This window comes from Mycobacterium seoulense (assembly GCF_010731595.1).
GTDB lineage: Bacteria > Actinomycetota > Actinomycetes > Mycobacteriales > Mycobacteriaceae > Mycobacterium > Mycobacterium seoulense.
The window spans coordinates 4,269,024-4,289,464 of record NZ_AP022582.1 but is presented as its reverse complement, the minus strand read 5'-3'; the positions used below and the strand labels follow the sequence as shown (position 1 = coordinate 4,289,464).

The following is a 20,441-nucleotide window of genomic DNA, read 5'->3' as shown; positions in this document are numbered from 1 at the left end:
ACGGTGCGGATCCTGGTCGTCGACAACTACGACAGCTTCGTGTTCAACCTGGTGCAGTATCTCGGCCAGTTGGGCGTCGAGGCCGAGGTGTGGCGCAACGACGACGCCAGGCTCTCCGACGAGGCCGCCGTGGCCCAGCGGTTCGACGGCGTCCTGCTCAGTCCTGGGCCGGGCACCCCGGAACGCGCGGGCGCTTCCGTCGGTCTCGTGGGGGCATGTGCCGCCGAACGCACGCCGCTGCTCGGGGTCTGCCTCGGCCACCAGGCCATCGGCGTGGCCTTCGGCGCCACCGTGGACCGCGCGCCAGAACTGCTGCACGGCAAGACCAGCAGCGTCTTCCACACCAATACCGGTGTGCTGCAAGGACTTCCGGATCCCTTCACGGCCACTCGCTACCACTCGCTGACCATACTGCCGGAGTCACTGCCCCCGGTGCTGGAGGTGACGGCGCGCACGCGCGGGGGCGTCATCATGGGGGTCCGGCACAGCGAGCTGCCCATTCACGGGGTTCAGTTCCACCCGGAGTCCATCCTGACCGAGGGTGGGCACCGGATGTTGGCGAACTGGCTGGCGTACTGCGGGTGGCCCCGCAACGACACGCTGGTCCGCCGGCTCGAGAACGAGGTCCGTGCGGCGGTGCAGCCTTATTTCCCGGCCGACCCGGCGGCTACTGGCCGAACTTCAGCGTGATGATCCCGTCGCGGTTGCAACCGGTACCGGCCGGCGGGTTCTGATACACCACCCGGTGGGACTGCGACCCTCCCGCGTCGACGTCGGGTCCCTTGTCCAGCACCCCGGTCCAGCCCAGCGCCCGTAGCCGCGGCTCGGCGTCCGCCCAGAACATGCCGCTGAGGTCGGGCATCACGAACTGGTTGCCCTTGGACACCTGCACCTCGATCACCGAATCCACCGGAACCGTCTGCCCCTTGGGCGGATTGGTGCCGATGACCTCGCCGGCGGGGCGGGTGCTGTCCACCTGCGTCTGGGTGATCTTGGTGAAACCGTAGACGGTGAGATTCTTCTGGGCGACGTCGACGGTCTGGCCCGCGACGTCGGGCACCTGCTTGGTCTCCGGGCCGGAGCCGACGATCACGGTGATCACGTTGGTGATCGCCGACGTCTGGTTGGCAGGCGGGTTGGTGCCGATCACCTTGCCCAGCGACTCGGGGCTCGACGGCGAATTGGCCTGCTTGAACTTGCTGAATCCCGCGGCCTTGAGCTTGCTGACCGCGTCTGAGTAACTCAGCGACGAGACATCGGGCACTTCACGCTGTTCGGGGCCGGTCGAGACGTTGATGGTGATCTCGTCGCCCGCGCTCACCGATGCGTTGGCGCCGGGATCGGTGCTGATGACATGGTCGGGCGGGATCGCGGAGTCGGGTTTCTGCAGGGTGCGAGTCTTGAAGCCGCGATTCTGCAGCGCCGCAATGGCATCGGCGGACACCTGGCCCCGCATGTCGGGCACCTGGACATCTCGGGTCGTGCCGCCGAAGGTGTTGAAGGCGATCACGACGACGATCGTCAGCACCGCCAGCGCGGCGACGGCGACGATCCAGCGACCGACCGACCCGCCGTCGCGGTCCTCGATGCGGCGCAGGGGCTGGCGGGGCAGCGGATCGGTGCGCGGGCCGGGCAGGTTGCCGCCCGTGGCGAGCAGCGACGAACGGTCGGCATCGGTGAATACCTTTGGCGCCTCGGGGGTTTCGCCGTTGTGCACCCGCACCAGGTCGGCGCGCATCTCGGCGGCCGTCTGGTAGCGGTTGTCCGGATTCTTGGCCAGCGCCTTGAGCACGACGGCGTCGAGGTCGGCCGAGATGCCCTCGTGCCGCTGCGACGGCGGAATCGGGTCCTCCCGCACGTGCTGGTATGCGACCGCGACCGGGGAGTCACCGGTGAAAGGTGGCTCACCGGTGAGGATTTCGTAGAGCACACAACCGAGCGAGTAGACGTCGGACCGGGCGTCGACGGTGTCGCCGCGGGCCTGCTCGGGCGACAGGTACTGGGCCGTCCCGATCACGGCCGCCGTCTGGGTGACGCTGTTGCCGCTGTCGGCGATCGCGCGCGCGATGCCGAAGTCCATCACCTTGACCGCGTTGGTGTTGCTGATCATGATGTTCGCCGGCTTGACGTCGCGGTGGATGATGCCGGCCTGGTGACTGAAGTTCAGCGCCTGGCATGCGTCGGCGATGATCTCGATGGCCCGCCGCGGGGGTAGCGGGCCCTCGGTGTGCACGATGTCGCGCAGCGTGACGCCGTCGACGTACTCCATGACGATGTAGGGCAGCGGGCCCGTCGGGGTGTCCGCCTCGCCGGTGTCGTAGACCGCGACGATCGACGGGTGGTTCAACGCGGCGGCGTTCTGCGCCTCGCGGCGGAACCGCAGATAAAAGCTGGGATCGCGGGCCAGGTCGGCGCGCAGCACCTTGACCGCGACATCGCGGTGGAGCCGGACGTCGCGGGCCAGGTGAACCTCGGACATACCCCCGAATCCGAGGATTTCGCCCAGTTCATAGCGGTCAGACAGGTGTTGAGGGGAGGTCATCGTGGTATCTCGTGTCGGGCCGGTGACACGCTGGGCGTCGGTGGTGAACGCCATCCATGCGGGGTCGGCCCTCGTTGCAGTCCAGAATTCCCTATCGTCGGTCGATCCGTCCAATTGAGCCGCAGCGCGGGGCCCGGCGCGGAACCGCTCGGGGTCTTGCTCGCCGGCGGCGCCGGTGGACCCCCCGTGTCGGTGACCGTCGGGGGCGGCGGCTGCTGCTGGGTGTCCGCGCGGGAATTGATGACGATGAGCACCGCGATGATGATCGCCAGCGCTCCGAGCACCCCGGCGGCCCACAACAACGCCCGCTGACCAGACGAGAAGGTGCGCCGCGCCGGGGGTGGGCGATGACCGCCGGTGGACGGCCGGGTTCGGCGCGGCGCCGCAGGGCGGCTGCTGGTGACGGCCGCCGCCCTGGTGGTGGGGCTCGACGGAATGGCCGCCGGCGACGCCCGTCCGGGCGGTGGTGACTGGCTGGGCCGCGGCGGGCGGCGGCCGGCGCGCACCGCCGCGACGGCATCGGCGAAAGGACCGCCACTGCGGTAGCGCATCGCGGGATTCTTGACGAGCGTGATCTCGATGAGCTCGCGCACGTTGGGCGGCAGCTCGGCGGGCAGCGGCGGGGGCGGCTCTTTGATGTGTTTCATCGCCACCGTCAGGGCGCCGTCACCGGTGAACGGCCGCTTGCCCGACACCACCTCGTAGCCGACGACGCCCAGCGAGTACACGTCGCTGGCGGGGGTCGCGTCGTGCCCCAGCGCCTGTTCGGGGGCGATGTACTGGGCCGTACCCATCACCATCCCGGTCTGGGTGACGGGTGCGGCGTCGACGGCCTTGGCGATCCCGAAGTCGGTGATCTTCACCTGGCCCGTCGGGGTGATCAGGATGTTGCCCGGTTTGACGTCGCGGTGCACCAAGCCGGCGGCGTGCGCGACCTGCAGCGCCCGCCCTGTCTGCTCGAGCATGTCCAGCGCGTGCCGCAGCGACAGCCGGCCCGTGCGCTTGAGCACCGAGTTCAGCGGCTCGCCGTTGACCAGTTCCATCACCAGGTAGGCCGTGCGGCCTTCGCCGTCGAGCTGACTTTCGCCGTAGTCATGGACCTGGGCGATGCCGGGGTGGTTGAGCATGGCGGTGGTGCGGGCCTCGGCGCGGAACCGCTCGATGAACTCCGGATCCTGGGAGAACTCCTGCTTGAGCACCTTGACCGCGACACGGCGCCCGAGCCGGCTGTCCACGGCCTCCCAGACCTGGCCCATGCCGCCGGTGGCGATCAGGCGCTGCAGGCGGTAGCGGCCCGACAGCGTCACACCAACTCGCGGGCTCATGGTCCTCCCTGTAGCGCGGCTTGGATGACAGCCCGTCCGATCGGCGCGGCGAGTGCACCTCCCGTCGCGGACAGGCGGTCGCCGCCATTCTCCACCAACACTGCCACGGCGACTTTGGGCGTCTGCGCGGGCGCGAAGGCGATGTACCACGCGTGCGGCGGCGTATTTCGCGGATCGGTGCCGTGCTCTGCGGTACCAGTCTTTGATGCGATCTGCACGCCGGGAATGGCCCCTTTCTGCTGCGCGACCTTCTCGGCGCCGACCATCAGCTCTGTTAGCTTAGCGGCGACCTGGGTCGACACCGCGCGGCGCTGCTGATAAGGAACGGTGGTGCTGATGGTCGCCAGGTCGGGGCCTTTGAGGCTGTCGATCAGGTAGGGCTGCATCGTGACGCCGTCGTTCGCGATGGTCGCGGCGACCTGAGCGTTCTCCAGCGGGGTCAGCCCCACGTCCTTCTGGCCGATGCTGGACATGCCCAGCGCGGCGGCGTCCGGGATGATCCCAAGGGTGGATTCGGCCACCTGCAGCGGAATGACGCTCGGGGTGGTGTCCAGGCCGAACGAGTGCGCCATGCTGCGCAGCGCATCGGCCCCGGTGTGGATGCCGAGCTGAACGAACGCGGTATTGCACGACAGGGCGAACGCCTGCTTGAGCGACACCGTGAGCTCGCTGCCACAGGGCTGGCCGCCGTAGTTCTCCAGTGTCGCGGTGCTGTCGGGCAGCTGGATGGAGGCGGCCGCGGTCAGCTGCTCGGCGTCGGTCGCGCCGGCCTCGAGCGCCGCCGCGGTGGTGATCACCTTGAACGTGGAACCGGGTGGGTACGTCTCCGAGATGGCGCGGTTGGTCATCGGATTGTCGGGGTCGTCGCGAAGCCGCTGCCATGCTTGCGCCTGCACCTCGGGATCGTGCGACGCGAGCAGATTGGGGTCATAGGACGGCGACGACACCATCGCCAAGATCTTGCCGGTGGATGGCTCGAGGGCGACGACGGCGCCCTTGCACGGCCGTCCGCCGCAGCCCTGCTGCATCGCGTCCCACCCGGCCTGCTGGACCCGCGGCCGGATCGTGGTGTCCACGTTGCCGCCGCGCGGGTCGCGGCCGGTGAAGAAATCGGCCAGCCGCCGCCCGAACAGCCGCTCGTCGGAGCCGTTCAGCAGCGGGTCCTCGGCACGCTCCAGGCCCGTGCTGGAGTAGCGCAGCGAGTAGAAACCGGTGAGCGGCGCGTACACCGCGGGGTTGGGATAGACCCGCAGGAAGCGGAAGCGGCTGTCGGTGGCCACCGAGTACGCCAGCAGCTGGCCGCCCGCGACGATCTGGCCGCGTTGCCGCGAGTACTCGTCCAGCAGGACACGCTGATTGCGCGGGTCGGCCCGCAGCGAGTCGGCGGCGAACACCTGCGTCATCGTGGCGTTGAGCAGCAGCAGCACGATCAACGCCATGACGGTGACCGAGATGCGGCGCAGAGAGGTGTTCATACCTTCTCGATTACCTCGGTCTTGGCCGCCGCGATCGGAGAGTCCTTGCGGTCGCGTCCGCGCACGGGGTGCCGGGCGCTGTTGGAGATGCGAGCGAGGATGCCCAGCAAGATGTAGTTCGCCAGCAATGACGAGCCGCCATAGGACATCCACGGCGTGGTGAGTCCGGTCAGCGGGATGAGTTGCGTGACGCCGCCGACGACGATGAACAGCTGAATCGCCAGGGTGGAGGCGAGGCCCGCCGCCAGTAGCTTGCCGAAGCTGTCCCGCGTCGCGATCGCGGTGCGCATGCCGCGGACGATGACGATGGTGTAGAGCATCAAAATGCTGGCCAGGCCGACAAGCCCGAGCTCTTCACCGAAGGCCGCGATGATGAAGTCGGTCGACGCGGCCGGCACGGTATCGGGCTGACCATTGCCGAGCCCGGTGCCGAAGATGCCGCCCGTGGCGAAACTGAACAGGGACTGCACGATCTGGTAGCCGCTGCCGTCCGGGTCGGAAAACGGATCCCACCACATCTGCACGCGGACGCGGACGTGGGCGAAGATGAAATAGGCGATGACGCTGCCCACCGCGAACAGCACCAGGCCGATCACCACCCAGCTGAACCGTTGTGTCGCAAGGTAAACCACCACCAGGAACGACGCGTAGAGCAGCAGCGAGGTGCCGAGGTCCTTCTCGAAGGCCATCACACCCACCGAGATCACCCAGGCCGCCAGCAGCGGCGCGAGGTCGCGCGGGCGCGGCAGGGTCAGGCCCATGAAATGCTTTCCGACGCTGTTGAACAGCCCCCGCTTGGCGATCAGCACGGCGGAAAAGAAGATCAGCAACAAGATCTTGGAGAATTCGGCGGGCTGAATTGAGAAGCCGGGGAACCGAATCCAGATCTTCGCGCCGTTCTGTTCGGACAGCGATGCCGGTAGCAGGGCGGGAATCACCAGCAACACCAGCCCCGTGATTCCGCAGATGTAGCCGTACCGCGCCAGCTGGCGATGGTCTTTGAGAAACGTGACCACGAGCGCGAACGTGACGACCCCGACCACGGTCCACATCATCTGCTGGGTAGCGCTGGGGTGATGACGGCCGCTCATCTGGTTGTTGACCAGGTCGAGCCGATGGATCATCACCAGGCCAAGGCCGTTGAGCAGGGCCACAATTGGCAACAGCAGCGGATCCGTATAGGGGGCGAAACGCCTGATGGCCATGTGCGCGGACCCGAATACGAGCAGGAAGACCAGTCCGTAACTGATGACGTTCCAGCGCACTTCGCGATCCTGGTTGGCCTCGACGATGAGCAACGCGGCGACGGTGATCGCTGCGGCGAAACACAGCAGCAGCAGCTCGGCGTTGCGACGTGTGGGCAGCGGAGGCGTGACCGCGACGGGCGGCTGCAGTTGTGTCGTCATGCCACCGTCCGGCAGTCAATGCCCGGTTGAAGTGGAGGCGCTGGAAGCGCGGTGACCGTCTGGGAAGGGGTCGTGGGGCCCGACGGCGAAGGGGTCGGGCCGCCTGTGGCACTGGTGGGGGCTGGGGCGCCGGGGACGGAAGAAGCCGTGGTCGATGGAGCGGTTGTTGTCGGCGATGCCGCGACACTTGGTTCGGGGGTGCCGCTCCCGGGGGCAGGCGACCCGGGCGGCGACGTGGCGCGCGGCGACGGACAGGTCGGCAGCAGGTACTCGGCCAGCAATTGCCGTAGCTGCGACTCCGCCTGGTCCAGGCTGCCTCCCGGCAGTCCGGTCTGCACCTGCACCTGCCCGGGACGGCGTAGGTCCCGCAACGTCATCAGCTGGCAATTCGAGTGACCGGATTGGCCATAACTGATCAGCGACAGTTCGTTGTGCGGACTCAGGCAGCCGACCAAGTACGGCTCCTGCAGGGGCACGCCCAACAGGGAGCCCTGAATTCCGCGGACGATCGACACCTGGCCGTCGTATTCGGCGACGTAATAGTTGCGCTGGATGACCCACCACGCGATGGCGAGGCCCGAGAGAACGAACAACACCGCCAGTGTCGCGACGAAGAACATCCGCCGCCGGGGCCAACGCGGCCGGATAGGTGTTTCCGGTTGTGGCGCAACACGTTTGGCGGCCTCGTCGCGCGGCCTGATCGCCGAGGCGCGGCCCGCGGAGGTGTTCGGCAAGGTCATCTGGTCTTCGTCACCGGAAACCGCGCCGGCCAGAATCGGCTGGGTCTGGCCGTAGTCGTAGTCGACGACGTCGGCAACCACCACGGTCACGTTGTCCGGGCCGCCGCCGCGAAGCGCCAACTCGATGAGGCGGTAGGCGGCTTCGGCCACGTCCGGGATCTGCAGCGCCTCGAGGATGGTTTCGTCGCTCACCGGGTCGCTGAGCCCATCGGAGCAGAGCAGGTAGCGGTCGCCGGCGCGCGCCTCGCGCATCGTCAGGGTGGGTTCGACCTCGTGACCGGTCAGCGCGCGCATGATCAGCGACCGCTGCGGGTGGCTGTGTGCCTCTTCGCGGGTGATGCGGCCCTCGTCGACCAGGGTCTGGACGAACGTGTCGTCCTTGGTGATCTGGGTCAGTTCACCGTCGCGCAGCAGGTAGCCGCGCGAGTCGCCGATGTGCACCAGACCGATCCGGTCACCCGCGAACAGGATGGCGGTGAGTGTGGTGCCCATTCCCTCGAGCTCCGGCTCCGCCTCGACCTGCGCCGCGATCGCCGCGTTGCCCGAGCGCACCGCGGCGTCGAGCTTGGCCAGCAGGTCCCCGCCGGGCTCGTCGTCGTCGAGATGGGCCAGCGCGGCGATCACCAGCTGGGAGGCGACTTCGCCGGCGGCGTGGCCCCCCATGCCGTCGGCCAGGGCGAGCAGCCGCGCACCGGCGTACACGGAGTCTTCGTTGTTGGCGCGTACCAGGCCGCGATCGCTGCGGGCGGCATATCGCAGGACCAGCGTCACGGGCGCAACTCGATCGCCGTTTTGCCGATCCGAATCGGCGTACCTATCGGAACTCGTACCGCAGTCGTCACCTTCGCCCTGTCAAGGTAAGTGCCGTTGGTCGATCCTAGATCCTCGACGTACCATTCCGAACCGCGCTGAGACAGCCGGGCGTGCCGCGTGGAGGCGTAGTCGTCGGTGAGGACCAGGGTGGAGTCGTCAGCACGCCCGATCAACACCGGCTGCCCGCTGAGTGTGATGCGGGCGCCGGCCAATGCCCCCTCGGTCACCACCAGATAGCGGGCGGCGTGGCGGCGCTGCCGCGACGGCAGCAGGGTGCTGCGTAATGCCAACCCGCGGCGCACCATGACGGCGCCCGTGGGCGCATAGATATCGGTCCGCAAGATCCGCAAGACGGACCAGATGAATACCCATAACAACATTAAAAATCCGGCACGCGTCAGCTGCAGAACGAGTCCCTGCATCTGGCGTCCTTTCCGTCCTGGCGGCATCCCCCTTGCGCCCGTGACCCCGAGCACATCGGCAACGTCACGATACTTGGACGCCGGTCGACACGGGGCGAAGCACGGCAGCGTTGAGCCGAGCGGGTTCAGTGGATCCGGACGATGATCTCCGAGTGGCCCAGACGAATCACGTCACCGTCCGCTAGCTGCCACTCCTGGACGGGCGCGTTGTTCACGGTGGTGCCGTTGGTCGAGTTCAGGTCGGAAAGGAGGGCCACGTGCCCGTCCCAGCGGATCTCGAGGTGACGCCGTGACACCCCGGTGTCGGGCAACCGGAATTGGGCGTCTTGCCCGCGGCCCACAATGTTGGAGCCCTCACGCAGCTGATAGGTGCGGCCGCTGCCGTCGTCGAGCTGCAGGGTGACCGCCGTTCCGGCCGCACCGTAGCCGCCACCGCCGTACGCGCCGTAGCCGCCGGCCGGCTGGCCGTAGTCAGCGGGCTGGCCGTACTCGCTCGGCTGGGCGTACTCGGGCTGCTGGCCGTAGTCGTAATCGCGGTGCGCGGGCTCGGCGTATCCACCGGCCGGTCCGGGGTATCCCCCGGCCGGGACGTTTTCAGCGTATTGCGTGTAGTCGCCGGGGCCGTAGTCCTGCCGACCGTAGCCACCGCCCTGCTGGTATCCCTGTTCGTAGCCGGCGCCCTGTTCGTAGCCGGCGCCCTGCTCGGGGTAGGCGCCTTGCTCGTAGCCGGCGCCCTGCTCGGGATAGGCCGGCCGTTGCTCGGGTGGGGCATAGCCCCCCTCGTCCGGGCGCGCCGGTCCGCGGCCGTATTCGCCGTAACCGCCGTAGCCCTGCTGACCGCCGGGCTGACCGCCCCCGGGCGGGGGGCCGTAGCCGCCGCCCGGGCGATAGCCCTGGTCGTAACCCTGGCCGCCGTACCCGCCGGGCGCGGGAGGACGCTGCTCGTACTGCGGCGGGTAGCCGCCTTGGCCCTGCTCGGGGTAGCCGCCCGGGCCTTGGTAGCCGCGCTGGTCGGGGTAGCCGCCCGGACCTTGGTACCCGCGCTGATCCGGGTAGCCGCCCGGGCCCTGGTAACCGCCTTGTTCCGGGTAGCCGCCCTGCTCGGGCTGCCGGGGTGGCGGGTAGCCCTGCTGCGGCGGGTAGCCGCTCTGCTCGGGCGGATACCCACCCCGCTGGTCAGGTCCCCCCTGCGGTTCCGCGCCACCCTCTGGCGGACGCTGGTAACGGTCGTCGTAATACTCATCGCCGGGCCGCCCCGGCCCCTGAGCCCCGCGGTAGCTCGAATCGTCAGTCATTGGTGCTACTCCTCGTTCTGCGCCGAACGCATTATTTGATTGTGGCCGGACGGGATGGTTGACCGTCGGGCGGGGCTGCACATCAGGGTTGACAGCACCACGGGCGCGGTACTGGCCGGTACGCAGGTTCGATGATTGCTCGAACCGGACGACCACCTCACCATACGTTTGCCACCCCTGTTCACGGATGTAGTCGGTCAAGTACCTGGCGAAAGCGTCCGACGTGAGATCAGGGTCGGCGCCCACCTTCTCGAAGTCGTGCCTACCGAGGGTAATGATGTATTCGTTGGGGGCCAAAAGGCGATTTCCCTGCAGCCTCTCGACACCGTCCCGGGCCTCGCGCCGCAGGAGAGCCTCCACCTCCTGCGGAACGACTGATCCACCGAAGACTCGGGCGAACGCATTGTCGACGGTCGCCTCGAGCCTGCGCTCGATCCGCGCCGCCAGGCCCCGTTGGTTACTCATGCGCCGGCATTCACCCGCACGTGACGCGGCATGCCGCACGCTGGCGGCAAACCATTCGCGCGGTGACCTTTCACTCCAGCATGGTATCGGGACAGCGCGCCGCTGCGGCACCGTGGAAACTCTGAGAACTGCGTCGGACCTGCTCAGAGGCGTTGTCTCGCAGCGCCGCCCAGCGTTCGAGCCCGACCAGTCGGTTGGGGAATGCGGCTATTAGAGTGGTATGGTCCATCGGTTGTTTTTCCCCGGGCGAGTGGCGGAATGGCAGACGCGCTGGCTTCAGGTGCCAGTGTCCTTCGGGACGTGGGGGTTCAAGTCCCCCTTCGCCCACATTGAGCGGTTCGCAGGACCGCAGGCGCTGTGGTCACGGGCTCGAGGAGTTCGTGACCTCTGTGTATTCCCGCGTGTTGCGCCGGAGGCAGGACACCCGGCCACCCTCGCCGTCCCAGTAGGAGCGGTGTGTTGGTCATCGCCCCATGGGCTGAAGCCCGCAGTGAATTGACGGCTGCGATCGCATTAGTAGCGTAATTGCCAGCTCAGGAGGGGTGGCAATGGTCGTGGCGTATGACGCCGCGCAGCTAAGGGTGATGCGATGCAGCTGCGCTACATAAGCGTTGCGGCGCTGATTGGCGAGGCCGGCGGTGACCCGTGGGCGATCAACAAGAGCTTGCAATCCGGGAGCCCCGGGCAGATCTCCTCGCTGGCGGAGGTCTTCCACCGCGCCGGCCGATGCACCGCTGAGGCGCAGCACGCCTTCGAGCAAGCTCGCAACCGATTCAACGCTGCGTGGGACCGCAGGGATGGCGGTCATCCGATCAACGACTCCGCCGAAGTGCAGCGGGTGACCCAGTCGCTCGGTATTCAGTCCCTGCAGTTGCCCAAGATCGGCGTCGACTTGGAAAACATCGCGGCCTCCTTGGCCGAGGCGCAGAAGGCTGCGGCGGGACAGATCGCGGCGCTCGAGAACCAGCTGCAAACGCTCGACGGCTTGATCGGCCAAGCCGTCGCGATGGAGCAGGCCGACAACGTCAGCGCGGAGGACCGCCACATCCTCGATGCCCTGATCCGCAATTGTGAAAGGGACGCCATCGATGACACCAAAGCCGCACTTGCACAGCTCAATTCGATACGCAATGGCTACTCCGATGGCTTACGGAATTCGCTGAGCAACCTACGAACCGACGGATACGATCCCGCTTCCCTGCACGATGTCGACGCCGACGGTTCGCCGAAGCCCACCGAGGCCCAGACGCGAGCGCTCGCCGACCTCCGCAGGATCACCGACCAAGCGGTGGTGGACCAAATGGGCAAGGTGCGCGCCGCGCAGGAAGCCTTGAACAAGGCCATGGCCGACCTTTATGCGCACGGCCCGGGGTCGCCCGAGGGCGAGGCCGCCAGCGCGAGGCTGCCCAAGCTGAAGGCGGACCTCGCCCACGCGCTCGACGACCTGGGCAAGATCCCCGACTACAAGGACGTAGACCCCGCATCGATAACAATCACCCCCGACGGTCGTTTCATGTTCACCCACACCGTGGATGGACAGCCCGTGCAGGTCTACGGACAGCTCAAGAACGGTGCGGGCGAATTCTTCGACCAGGCCATGGGCACGTCTTATACCTTCAGCGGCGGCAAGTTGACCGGCATGCGCACGTTGGATCCGGGGAAGGTGGAAGCCACCCCCGAACCGTTGTGGAGCGCTATCACCACCGCAGTCGGAGGCTATGGGCTGAAGGCGGGCGGTCAGGTGGCTTGGCAAGGGCTCAAGACGCTGTTCAGCCGCGAAGCGTTGGAGGGCTTGACCGGAGACAATGTTCTAGCCCGCGCATTAGGCGGGGCCGAGGAGCGTGCGGCAAACGCCGGCGCAGACCTGACCCCCCACGGTTCACCCACACCGGGCGTGGGCGGCGAGCCGGTGCCGGGCGCCACCCACCCCGGTCCCGCACCCGTCGTCGAGCACACGCCGCACCCGGCGAGCGGTGAGCTTCCGCCTGATGCTGGACCACCGGCGGGCCCGCACGTGCCGGTGGCGCCCGATAGCCCGGCGCCACCGGTGGTACCCCTCGAACCGCCGCCCCGACTGCCCCCTGAGCACGAGTTGTTCCACGGATACAACCCAGTCGAGCCCGGTCCGGAGTTCAGACACCCGGACGGCAGCCTGTTCTACCCAGATGACACGCTGCCGACAAAACCGTACGCGGTCCCGGGCACCGTCATTCCCGACGCGACCATCAGCCCAGGCACGGTCCTGGGCCGTTTCGGCAGCCCTTATGGCTCGTACTTGGCTCCTGAAGGAACACCATTCGCAGAACTATCGCTCCCGCCCGAAAGTGCTCTCAAACCCTATTATCAGTATGTGGTTAAGGACCCGACCGCACTACCACCCGGCTACCACATTGAACAATCTCAAGCAGCGCCCTGGTTTCATCAACCCGGCGGGGGAATTCAATATCGAGTCATTGGGCCAGACGGGAACGATGCCCCGGTGCAAGCTCTAGAGGATTCCGGATTCCTAGGAGATATACGTAGACAATGACCGATTTCTCACGAATTTCCGCGAGCTGGCTTGAATGGTCTCACCGCGCCCGCATGCTCAACCCAAACGTCTCATTGGAATGCGACGATTGTGAGATCGCGTTCACATCCGGTGATTTCTCGATACACCTTCGTCACGATGCTGACTGGTGGACCGTTGATACGATCGATGACCGTGGACAACGTCGCAACGACACGGCGAAGTTGTCTTCGCTCGAGCTCGCCGAAAAATACCTGATGTGGATCTGGTCCTCGTTGGCACGTGGAGTCATAGGTGCACCGCCTCTGGGGCCCCAACTCTATTCTGCGGGCTTCAGTCCGGACGTGACTGTAACCCCCATAAAGGCGGGAATCGCGGAACTACTATCGCCAAGTGGAAAAGCAATTCTGATGGAACCGTACGCAACCATCTTTAGTCACCTTATGTCTAAGTCGGTTGACGAAATCGGACGGATGATCAGGGCGGGAATTGCTTGACGCGCCCCGAAAATGAGCGGCTCACGGTCCATTAGAAGCGGTGGCTCCCCCAACGACATACAGCAGGCTCTCGCGCTGGGCGACCCAACCTAGGCTACGACGATTGCACCCACCGCTGGATCTCCGGCGTAACGGCATCGGTGATGTCGTCGTATTCGGGGTGCTTCTTCAACACCGTGCCGATCATCGAGCACACGGGAACGATGCGCTTACCTTCGCCACGGGCCTCGTCGAGCGCCTGCTCGACGAGAATGGTTGCCAGGCCACGTCCGCCGTACGCCGGATCGATTTCGGTGTGGTGGAAGACCCGCTGGTCACCGCGGTCGGCGAAATCGGCGAGGCCGACCTGCTTGCCTTCCACGGCAATGGTGTAGCGGCCCTCCTCCAGCCTGACGGTGGTTTCGGCTCCGGTCTTATCGGCGGTCATCTGCACTCTCCCTTCTTTGCGGTACAGGTCGGGGCCGCAGCCGGGTAGTCGGCAGCGGCGGGGCGGGCAGCCGGGCAAGTGAACCGCGGTAGCCGTGGACGGCGCCGAACCGCTCGTCGCCGTCCTCCCACAGGCGGCGGTAACCCACGATGTCGTCGTGGCTTCGTCCGACGAAGTTCCACCACATCACCAGCTCTTCGGCGAACGGTGGCCCACCGATCAGCAGCACCCGCGCCGGCCCCTCCCCCACGTTGTGCAGGTGCAGCGAGGAGCGGCCGGGGCTCAGATAGACCAGGTCGGCGACTGTCAGAGCGGTCTCCTCCACGCGGACGGAGCCGCGATCGCCGAGCACCCCATGCTCGAACGACGGGTCGATGTCGATATCGAGGCGGGCCCCGGCGTCGAGATCGATCTGCGCGCCCAGCAGCGGAGTAAAGGTATGCACCGGGGACGCGGCATCGGGCAGTTCGCCGAGGAACACCCGCGCCGTCGCACCGGGAAGCGCCGCCGGCCGCGGCACGTAGTGGGCGAAGTCGCGACCGGTATCGCGATCCGAACCTGGCAGCGCCACCCAGAGCTGCACGCCATGCAAGGCGGCCGGCAATTCAACCGATACCTCGGAATGGCAGATACCGGCACCCGCAGTCATCAGGTTCAGCTCGCCGGGTCGGACCATCGCGTGCACGCCGGCGCTGTCGTTGTGCTCCACTTCCCCACTGAACAACCAACTCACCGTTTGTAGTCCGGTGTGCGGATGCGGCGGGACGTCCATGCGCGTGGAAGCGGGGCCGTAGTGGTCGACGAAGCACCACGCCCCGATCAGCGAGCGTTGGCGTTGCGGAAGCGTGCGATGCACCCGCATGGCGCGGGGCCCGCCCAACGGAACCTCCCGGGGGCGCAGCACCTCGAGGCCCGCGCTTGGCAAGGCAGCGCAGGCGACTTCGATCGGCGCCGCCTCAAGGTTGCTCATCGTCACCCCGACCGTACCCAGACACCGCTACTTGCGCGGCGGACGGAGCACCTTCATGGCCAGCCGCATGACGGGCTCGGGCACCCGGTCCTGCATCGACAACGCGGTGTCGGCGGCGCGGGATCGCAGCGGGGTGCCGCGCCCGAAGACCCGGTTCAGCGGTCCGCCCGATGGCTCGAGCACCACATGCAGTGGGGGCGTGCCGACGCTGGCTCCCAGCGCATTGGCGATCACCATCCGCTGGATCTCACTGGTGCCCTCAAAGATGGTGTACAGCTTGGCATCCCGATACCACTTCTCGACCGGGTGATCGGTGATGTAGCCCCAGCCGCCCATGGTTTGAATGGCGCGTTCGGTGGCCTTGACGGCCACCTCACTGGCGGCCATCTTCGACATCGAGCCTTCCCCGCGTTCGAACGGAACGTTGTTGGCCGCAATCCAGGACGCTCGCCAGGTCAACAGTCGGGCGGCGTCGATCTGGGTGGCCAGCTCCGCCAGCGGGAAGGCGATGCCTTGGTTGTCGATGATCGGCCCGCCGAACGCCTCGCGCTCGGTGGCGTACGCCGTCGCGTACTCCAGCGCCGCGCGGGCGATCCCGATGGCCTGGGCGGCGACCATGGGCCGGGTCTGCTCGAACGTGCCCAACGTCGCGGAGCCGGAGCGCTTCCCGCCCGCCACGACCTCGCGGGCCTTGGCGAGCTTGTGCTCCAACTTCTCTTGTCCGCCCAGCAGATTCGCGCCAGGAACGCGAACGCCTTCGAACAACAACTCGGCGGTGTGGGACGCGCGACAGCCCAGCTTGTCCAGCTTGCGCACCAGCTTCAGCCCCGGTGTGCCACCGGGAACCACGAACAGCGCCTGTCCGCGATGGCCGAGTTCTTCGTCGACGACCGCATTGACCACGTGCACGTTGGCGATCCCGCCATTGCCGATCCACATCTTGTGGCCGTCGATGATCCAGTCGTCACCGTCGCGGCGCGCGCGTGTGCGCAGGTTCCTGACGTCGCTGCCGCCCTCCGGTTCGGAGATCGCTAGCGCCGCGAGCTTGAGATCGCCTGGCGTTCCGAAACATTCGGGCGCCCACTCCAGCATCTGCTCAGGCGACGCGGCCTGCCCGATCGCCGACAGCGCCAATGCCGGCATCACGATCGCCAGCCCGATCCCGGCGCAGCCCCAGAACAACTCCTCCATGAACATCGGCAACGAGAGGCCGCTCGGATCGCCGATGAGGTCGCGGTAGAACAGGGGGCTGTAGAAGCCGCGCTGGGCTGCCTCCTCCAACACCGGCCACGGAAACTCTTGTCGTTGGTCGTAGTGCAGCGCCACCGGGCGGACCACTTCTTCGGCGAACTCGTGGGTTCGCCGGGCCAGGTCGTGCTGTGCTGCGGTCGGGGTCAGGTCGAACGTCATGGATCCCGCCTTCGGGTCGACAGACACGGTCGTGCCGCCCGACTACCCCGTTGACCACGCCAGCAAACGACTCCAATGCCGGACGGAACGTCAGGCGGCCGAACGCGGTCCGACTCGGGCGAGCGGCAGGTGCAGCACCACCGCGGCCACCGCAACGGCCTCATGTTCGTGGTTGGCGAGCAGGGCGGCATTCTCCGGCAGCTGGCGCGCGTTGATCTCGCCGGACGCGATGCGCCGCAGAACCTCGTGAGCCTGGGCAAGCTGTTCGCGCTTGCGGTATTGGCCCCCAGGGAGCTTGACCCCCGCCCAGACGCCGTACTCCTCGCGGTGTGCGATGGCGTGCTCGGCGCAGCGGCGCTGCTGCGCCAGCGGGCAGCGGCGCAGGCACTGGATGCGTGCCTCGACGGCCGACCGCTCGTACGCACGGGCCTTGGCTGCGCCATCACCACCGTCGTCGTCGGGGTAGCCGAACCAAAGTTCCGGGTTGGCAGCGCAGGGGTGTCCCATGTCGGTCTCCTTGTCGAACGTGAAACGTAGGCAAAAGCGTATACAGAGATCCGCCGCCCGCGCAAGAGAAACGAGACAAAAACGTATATAGAGAGCGATACGGCCTGAGCTGTGTACTATCCGGCCTATGGCCGGAGCGTGCGGTGAGCCGTGAATCGGCCGGTGCGGCGATCCGCGCTTTACGGGAGTCGCGCGACTGGTCATTGGCCGACCTGGCCGCCGCGACCGGTGTGAGCATCATGGGGCTGAGCTTCCTGGAGCGCGGCGCCCGCAAACCTCACAAAAGCACAGTTCAGAAGGTTGAAAACGGACTAGGCCTGCCGCCGGGCACCTATTCTCGGCTCTTGGTGGCCGCCGATCCGGACGCCGAACTGGCCCGGCTGATGGCCGCGCAACCGCCCGCCGCCGTCCCCGCCAGGCGCACCGGGCCCGTGGTCGTGGACCGGCACAGTGACACGGAAGTGCTGGAAGGTTATGCCGAAGCGCAGCTCGAAGCGCTCAAGTCCGTCATCGATCGGTTGCCTGCGACAACATCAAACGAATATGAGACGTATATTCTGTCTGTGATCGCTCAGTGCGTGAAGGCCGAGATGCTCGCCGCCGGTTCCTGGCGGGTCGCGGTGAATGCCGGCGCGGACTCCACCGACCGTTTGATGGAGCACCTCCAGGCCCTCGAGGCCACCCGCACGGCTCTGCTGAAGCGGATGCCGACCAGCTTGAGCGCACGTTTCGACAGGGCCTGCGCCCAGTCGTCGTTGCCGGAGCCGATCATCGCAGCCCTGGTCGGTGTCGACGTCGAGGAGATCTGGGACATTCGCAACCGGGGGGTTATCCCGCCCGGGGCACTCCCCCGCGTGCGCGCCTTCACCGACGCCGTCGAATCCGAAGGCCGCCAAGGCGAGGAGGCCCAGTGAATCAAAGCGAGATCGGGGTGTTGAGCCGTGCTCACGAGATGTTCGTCGGTAATACGCGGCCCCCGTCGCTGGATGCCGGCACCGGGCATTACCGCAACCTGTTGCGTCCAGCCGCCAAGCTGAACGACGGATTCGGACACGGCGGCTACCGGCTCGCCGCGGATCACAGCCGGCAACGCCTCGCGGCCGCCGCTGCGACCGACGGCGCGGCGGCGAACGTCATCGCCGGAGCCCAGCGGGATCGGGCCCAGGCCCGCGAATTGACCCGGACCGTCCTCGATGAAGCCCGCGCCGACGCTGCCGTCGTCCCGACGACACCGATGGCGCAGCGCGAGGCGATGCGCCGCCGCGCGGCGCGACTCCGGACACAACGCGCGCACGTCGTGTGGGCCCGCTTCCGGGCCCGACGACACCTCGCGGAACTGAGGGCACTGCGCTACCAACTCCTGCGCCACCGCGCCGCCGGACCGGGGTTGACCGGGCGCGCCGCAGTCGCGGTGCGCGCCGCGTTGTCACGCCTGGGCCGGCCCTACGTGTGGGGTGCGACCGGGCCCGACCAGTTCGACTGTTCGGGCCTGGTCCAGTGGAGCTACGCGCAAGCGGGAATTCGGTTGGACCGCACCACCTATCAGCAGATCAACGACGGGATCCCGGTGCCTCGCTCGCAAGTCCGGCCCGGTGATCTCGTCTTCCCCCACGCCGGACACGTTCAGCTGGCCATCGGCAACAACCTGGTGATCGAAGCGCCCTACTCGGGTGCTTCGGTTCGGATCAGCCGGCTGGGCGCCAACGTCGCTATCCGCCGACCGCTATGACGAACAGGGTGAACCGATGACCGAACAAGCCGGACCTTCGGTGGCCGCCATGCAGGCGCGGCAGTCGGCGCTGGCCGGCCAGCACGGCACCGCCGCCGACGCCGACCGCGTGCTGACAGAGGTGCTCACCGGTGCTCATGCCGCGATGCGGGAGGGCGCCCGGCGGCTGGATGCCATCGCCGAGCAGATCGACCACGCCACCTCGCACCAAGCGGGCCTCGCCGTCGACACGCCGATGGGCGCGCGGGAGTTTCAGCGATTCCTGCTGGCCAAACAGCGCGAGATCACCGCGGTCCTCGAGGATGCACGCGAACTCAGTCGAGCGAAAAAGACTGTCCTGGAAGGTCTTCGGGACCAGTACGCCCCCGACAACGGGTAGCAAGGCACGGTCGCAGTGTTATCCACAATCGCCCTGCACAGTGAATTGTCGGCAGCCACATGTCTGGGTACTGTCGCCGGACATGGATGGGCCGCAACGCATCCCGCAAACACGTGCGGTGCATGCAGCGCCGGTCACCTGACCGATGCCGGCGTACGAAGATCTGTTTGCCGCGGTGAAATATGCGCGAGATCGCACCGGTGACCCGAACGCGTGGCAGGCGGGCCTGTCACCCGGCGAGCTGGCCGCCGTGATCGCCCCGACGACACCGCCCGAACAGCTTCAGGCGATCGTGGGCAAGATCCGTCAGCAACACGCGACGCCGCCGGATGGCGAGAAGGGTGAGGCGGCGGAAGCCATCGCGCGCGCCGAAGCCGCGTTGGCACACCAGAATTCGTCGAGTTCCCAGCTCGACATGCAGGTGATTACCGCCATCTTGAATGCCCACCTGAACGCCGTCGATGGCGGCCAGGCGCTGGCCACGTTGCAGCAGGACACCGAAGCCGCGGTACGGACGCGATCGGATCTGGACACCCCGGCCGGAGCGCGCGATTTCCAACGCTTTCTGATCGGCAAACTCCGAGACATTCGCGCGGTGGTCCTCAGCGCCAGCCTGGACGACACGTCGAAATCAGCTCTGATGGCCGCATGGACATCGCTCTACGACGCGTCCAAGAATCAGCCGGACGGCCCCGACGAGCACCCACCGGTCCGGGCCTCCGGCGCCGATACCGCGACCCCGCCGTCGGCGGACGACGCCGAGTGGGATCCGCTGCTGGATTCATTGCTGGCCGACGAACCGGGCCTGGCAACCGATGACCTGCCGGGAATGGGTGTGCCGGACGGCGTGACCGCCCCGGCGGCGCCCGTTCCTCCCGTGTTGCCGCCAGTGCCCAACGTCGCCCCGGGAGTGCCGAGTTTCGGCGCCACGCCGGGCGGGTTGCCGCTTCCCGCGCTGCAGGGCGGCGACCCATCGCTCCCAGGCCTCGACGACGACAGCCTGCTGGATTCCGGGGAACATCCGGATCCAGAGGCCGACGCTTCGTCAGATGAACCGGATGCACAAGACGGTGACACCCCCGCGGACGCGCCGACGGATGGGGACGAATCCCCACCGGCCGGTCCCACCACGGTGACCTTGCCCGACGGTGAGACGGTGACCGCGGCCAGCCCCCAGTTGGCGGCGGCGATCAAAGCCGCCGTTGGTGGGGTGGCCATACCAGATGCCTTCCAGCAGCAGGGAATAACGATCCCGCCGCCGGGTACGGCGGTCGCCGAGCCGATCGACGCGTCCCACGTGGCTCCGGCGGACATCGGGATGTTCGTCGACCGGCACGCACTTGCCCTCGGCTCGGGCAAGGCCCTTCTCGATGGCCAAATTCAAGACATCGCCACCGTGAGCGGGCCAAGCTTTCTAGGCTGGGAGCATCCACCGGCGTCGGCCATGACCGCGCCGGCGAAGCCCGACACACCGACACCGACACCCACACGGCCGGCGACGGCGTCGACCAACTGACAATAGTGATCACG

Annotated in this window: 18 protein-coding genes and 1 tRNA gene; 8 read left to right on the top strand and 11 right to left on the bottom strand. The window is 67.3% G+C overall.

The window, feature by feature from the left end; all coding sequences use genetic code 11:
* Positions 1-3: 3 nt before the first annotated feature.
* The gene (locus G6N37_RS19890; RefSeq protein WP_163683043.1) at positions 4-690 is read left to right on the top strand and encodes an aminodeoxychorismate/anthranilate synthase component II; all 687 of its coding nucleotides are present in this window, start codon (positions 4-6) and stop codon (positions 688-690) included.
* Here the strand turns inward: G6N37_RS19890 and pknB are convergent.
* From pknB to G6N37_RS19855, 7 genes are all read right to left on the bottom strand, one after another.
* Entirely contained in the window at positions 668-2,542 is a 1,875-nt protein-coding gene (gene pknB, locus G6N37_RS19885) for a Stk1 family PASTA domain-containing Ser/Thr kinase (protein WP_163683040.1), read from the bottom strand. The genes G6N37_RS19890 and pknB overlap by 23 nt on opposite strands.
* Complete coding sequence (locus G6N37_RS19880) at positions 2,539-3,867, bottom strand: serine/threonine-protein kinase (protein WP_163683038.1); 1,329 nt, start codon at positions 3,865-3,867, stop codon at positions 2,539-2,541. Before G6N37_RS19880 ends, pknB begins: the two co-directional genes overlap by 4 nt.
* A complete protein-coding gene (pbpA, locus tag G6N37_RS19875; protein WP_163683036.1) occupies positions 3,864-5,342 on the bottom strand; it encodes a D,D-transpeptidase PbpA in 1,479 nt (492 codons plus the stop codon). The genes G6N37_RS19880 and pbpA overlap by 4 nt, the downstream gene beginning before the upstream one ends.
* On the bottom strand, positions 5,339-6,748 hold the full coding sequence (locus G6N37_RS19870) for an FtsW/RodA/SpoVE family cell cycle protein (RefSeq protein ID WP_163683034.1): 1,410 nt from the start codon (positions 6,746-6,748) through the stop codon (positions 5,339-5,341). Before G6N37_RS19870 ends, pbpA begins: the two co-directional genes overlap by 4 nt.
* Positions 6,745-8,259, bottom strand: a complete 1,515-nt coding sequence (locus G6N37_RS19865) for a protein phosphatase 2C domain-containing protein (RefSeq protein ID WP_163683031.1) — start codon at positions 8,257-8,259, stop codon at positions 6,745-6,747. Before G6N37_RS19865 ends, G6N37_RS19870 begins: the two co-directional genes overlap by 4 nt.
* Positions 8,256-8,723: an FHA domain-containing protein FhaB/FipA gene (locus G6N37_RS19860; RefSeq protein WP_046183038.1), complete on the bottom strand. Its 468-nt coding sequence runs from the start codon at positions 8,721-8,723 to the stop codon at positions 8,256-8,258. Before G6N37_RS19860 ends, G6N37_RS19865 begins: the two co-directional genes overlap by 4 nt.
* Before the next feature lie 125 nt (positions 8,724-8,848).
* A complete protein-coding gene (locus G6N37_RS19855) occupies positions 8,849-10,483 on the bottom strand; it encodes a DUF3662 and FHA domain-containing protein (RefSeq protein ID WP_163683029.1) in 1,635 nt (544 codons plus the stop codon).
* A gap of 244 nt (positions 10,484-10,727) precedes the next feature.
* Here G6N37_RS19855 and G6N37_RS19850 point away from each other — a divergent pair.
* From G6N37_RS19850 to G6N37_RS19840, 3 genes are all read left to right on the top strand, one after another.
* Positions 10,728-10,810, top strand: a tRNA-Leu gene (locus G6N37_RS19850).
* A 262-nt stretch (positions 10,811-11,072) separates the two neighbouring features.
* Positions 11,073-13,013 carry a TNT domain-containing protein gene (locus G6N37_RS19845; RefSeq protein WP_163683027.1) on the top strand — a complete coding sequence of 647 codons (1,941 nt, stop codon included), beginning with the start codon at positions 11,073-11,075 and terminating at the stop codon, positions 13,011-13,013.
* Entirely contained in the window at positions 13,010-13,489 is a 480-nt protein-coding gene (locus G6N37_RS19840) for a hypothetical protein (RefSeq protein WP_163683025.1), read from the top strand. The genes G6N37_RS19845 and G6N37_RS19840 overlap by 4 nt, the downstream gene beginning before the upstream one ends.
* A 94-nt stretch (positions 13,490-13,583) precedes the next feature.
* On the opposite strand, the gene G6N37_RS19835 is transcribed toward G6N37_RS19840, so the two are convergent.
* From G6N37_RS19835 to G6N37_RS19820, 4 genes are all read right to left on the bottom strand, one after another.
* The gene (locus tag G6N37_RS19835; protein WP_163685286.1) at positions 13,584-13,916 is read right to left on the bottom strand and encodes a GNAT family N-acetyltransferase; all 333 of its coding nucleotides are present in this window, start codon (positions 13,914-13,916) and stop codon (positions 13,584-13,586) included.
* Positions 13,903-14,886: a pirin family protein gene (locus G6N37_RS19830; protein ID WP_163683022.1), complete on the bottom strand. Its 984-nt coding sequence runs from the start codon at positions 14,884-14,886 to the stop codon at positions 13,903-13,905. The genes G6N37_RS19835 and G6N37_RS19830 overlap by 14 nt, the downstream gene beginning before the upstream one ends.
* 27 nt (positions 14,887-14,913) lie before the next feature.
* On the bottom strand, positions 14,914-16,296 hold the full coding sequence (locus G6N37_RS19825; RefSeq protein WP_163683020.1) for an acyl-CoA dehydrogenase family protein: 1,383 nt from the start codon (positions 16,294-16,296) through the stop codon (positions 14,914-14,916).
* 90 nt (positions 16,297-16,386) lie between these two features.
* Entirely contained in the window at positions 16,387-16,803 is a 417-nt protein-coding gene (locus G6N37_RS19820; protein ID WP_163683018.1) for a WhiB family transcriptional regulator, read from the bottom strand.
* A gap of 143 nt (positions 16,804-16,946) precedes the next feature.
* On the opposite strand from G6N37_RS19820, the gene G6N37_RS19815 reads away from it, so the two are divergent.
* From G6N37_RS19815 to G6N37_RS19800, 4 genes are all read left to right on the top strand, one after another.
* The gene (locus tag G6N37_RS19815; protein ID WP_163683015.1) at positions 16,947-17,717 is read left to right on the top strand and encodes a helix-turn-helix domain-containing protein; all 771 of its coding nucleotides are present in this window, start codon (positions 16,947-16,949) and stop codon (positions 17,715-17,717) included.
* Positions 17,714-18,532 (top strand): C40 family peptidase, encoded by an 819-nt coding sequence (locus G6N37_RS19810; RefSeq protein WP_163683014.1) that lies wholly within the window; start codon positions 17,714-17,716, stop codon positions 18,530-18,532. Before G6N37_RS19815 ends, G6N37_RS19810 begins: the two co-directional genes overlap by 4 nt.
* 16 nt (positions 18,533-18,548) lie before the next feature.
* A complete protein-coding gene (locus G6N37_RS19805) occupies positions 18,549-18,911 on the top strand; it encodes a DUF4226 domain-containing protein (protein WP_163683012.1) in 363 nt (120 codons plus the stop codon).
* A gap of 145 nt (positions 18,912-19,056) precedes the next feature.
* Positions 19,057-20,427, top strand: coding sequence for a DUF4226 domain-containing protein (locus tag G6N37_RS19800; RefSeq protein WP_163683010.1), 1,371 nt, complete (start codon positions 19,057-19,059; stop codon positions 20,425-20,427).
* The last annotated feature ends 14 nt before the right edge of the window (positions 20,428-20,441 follow it).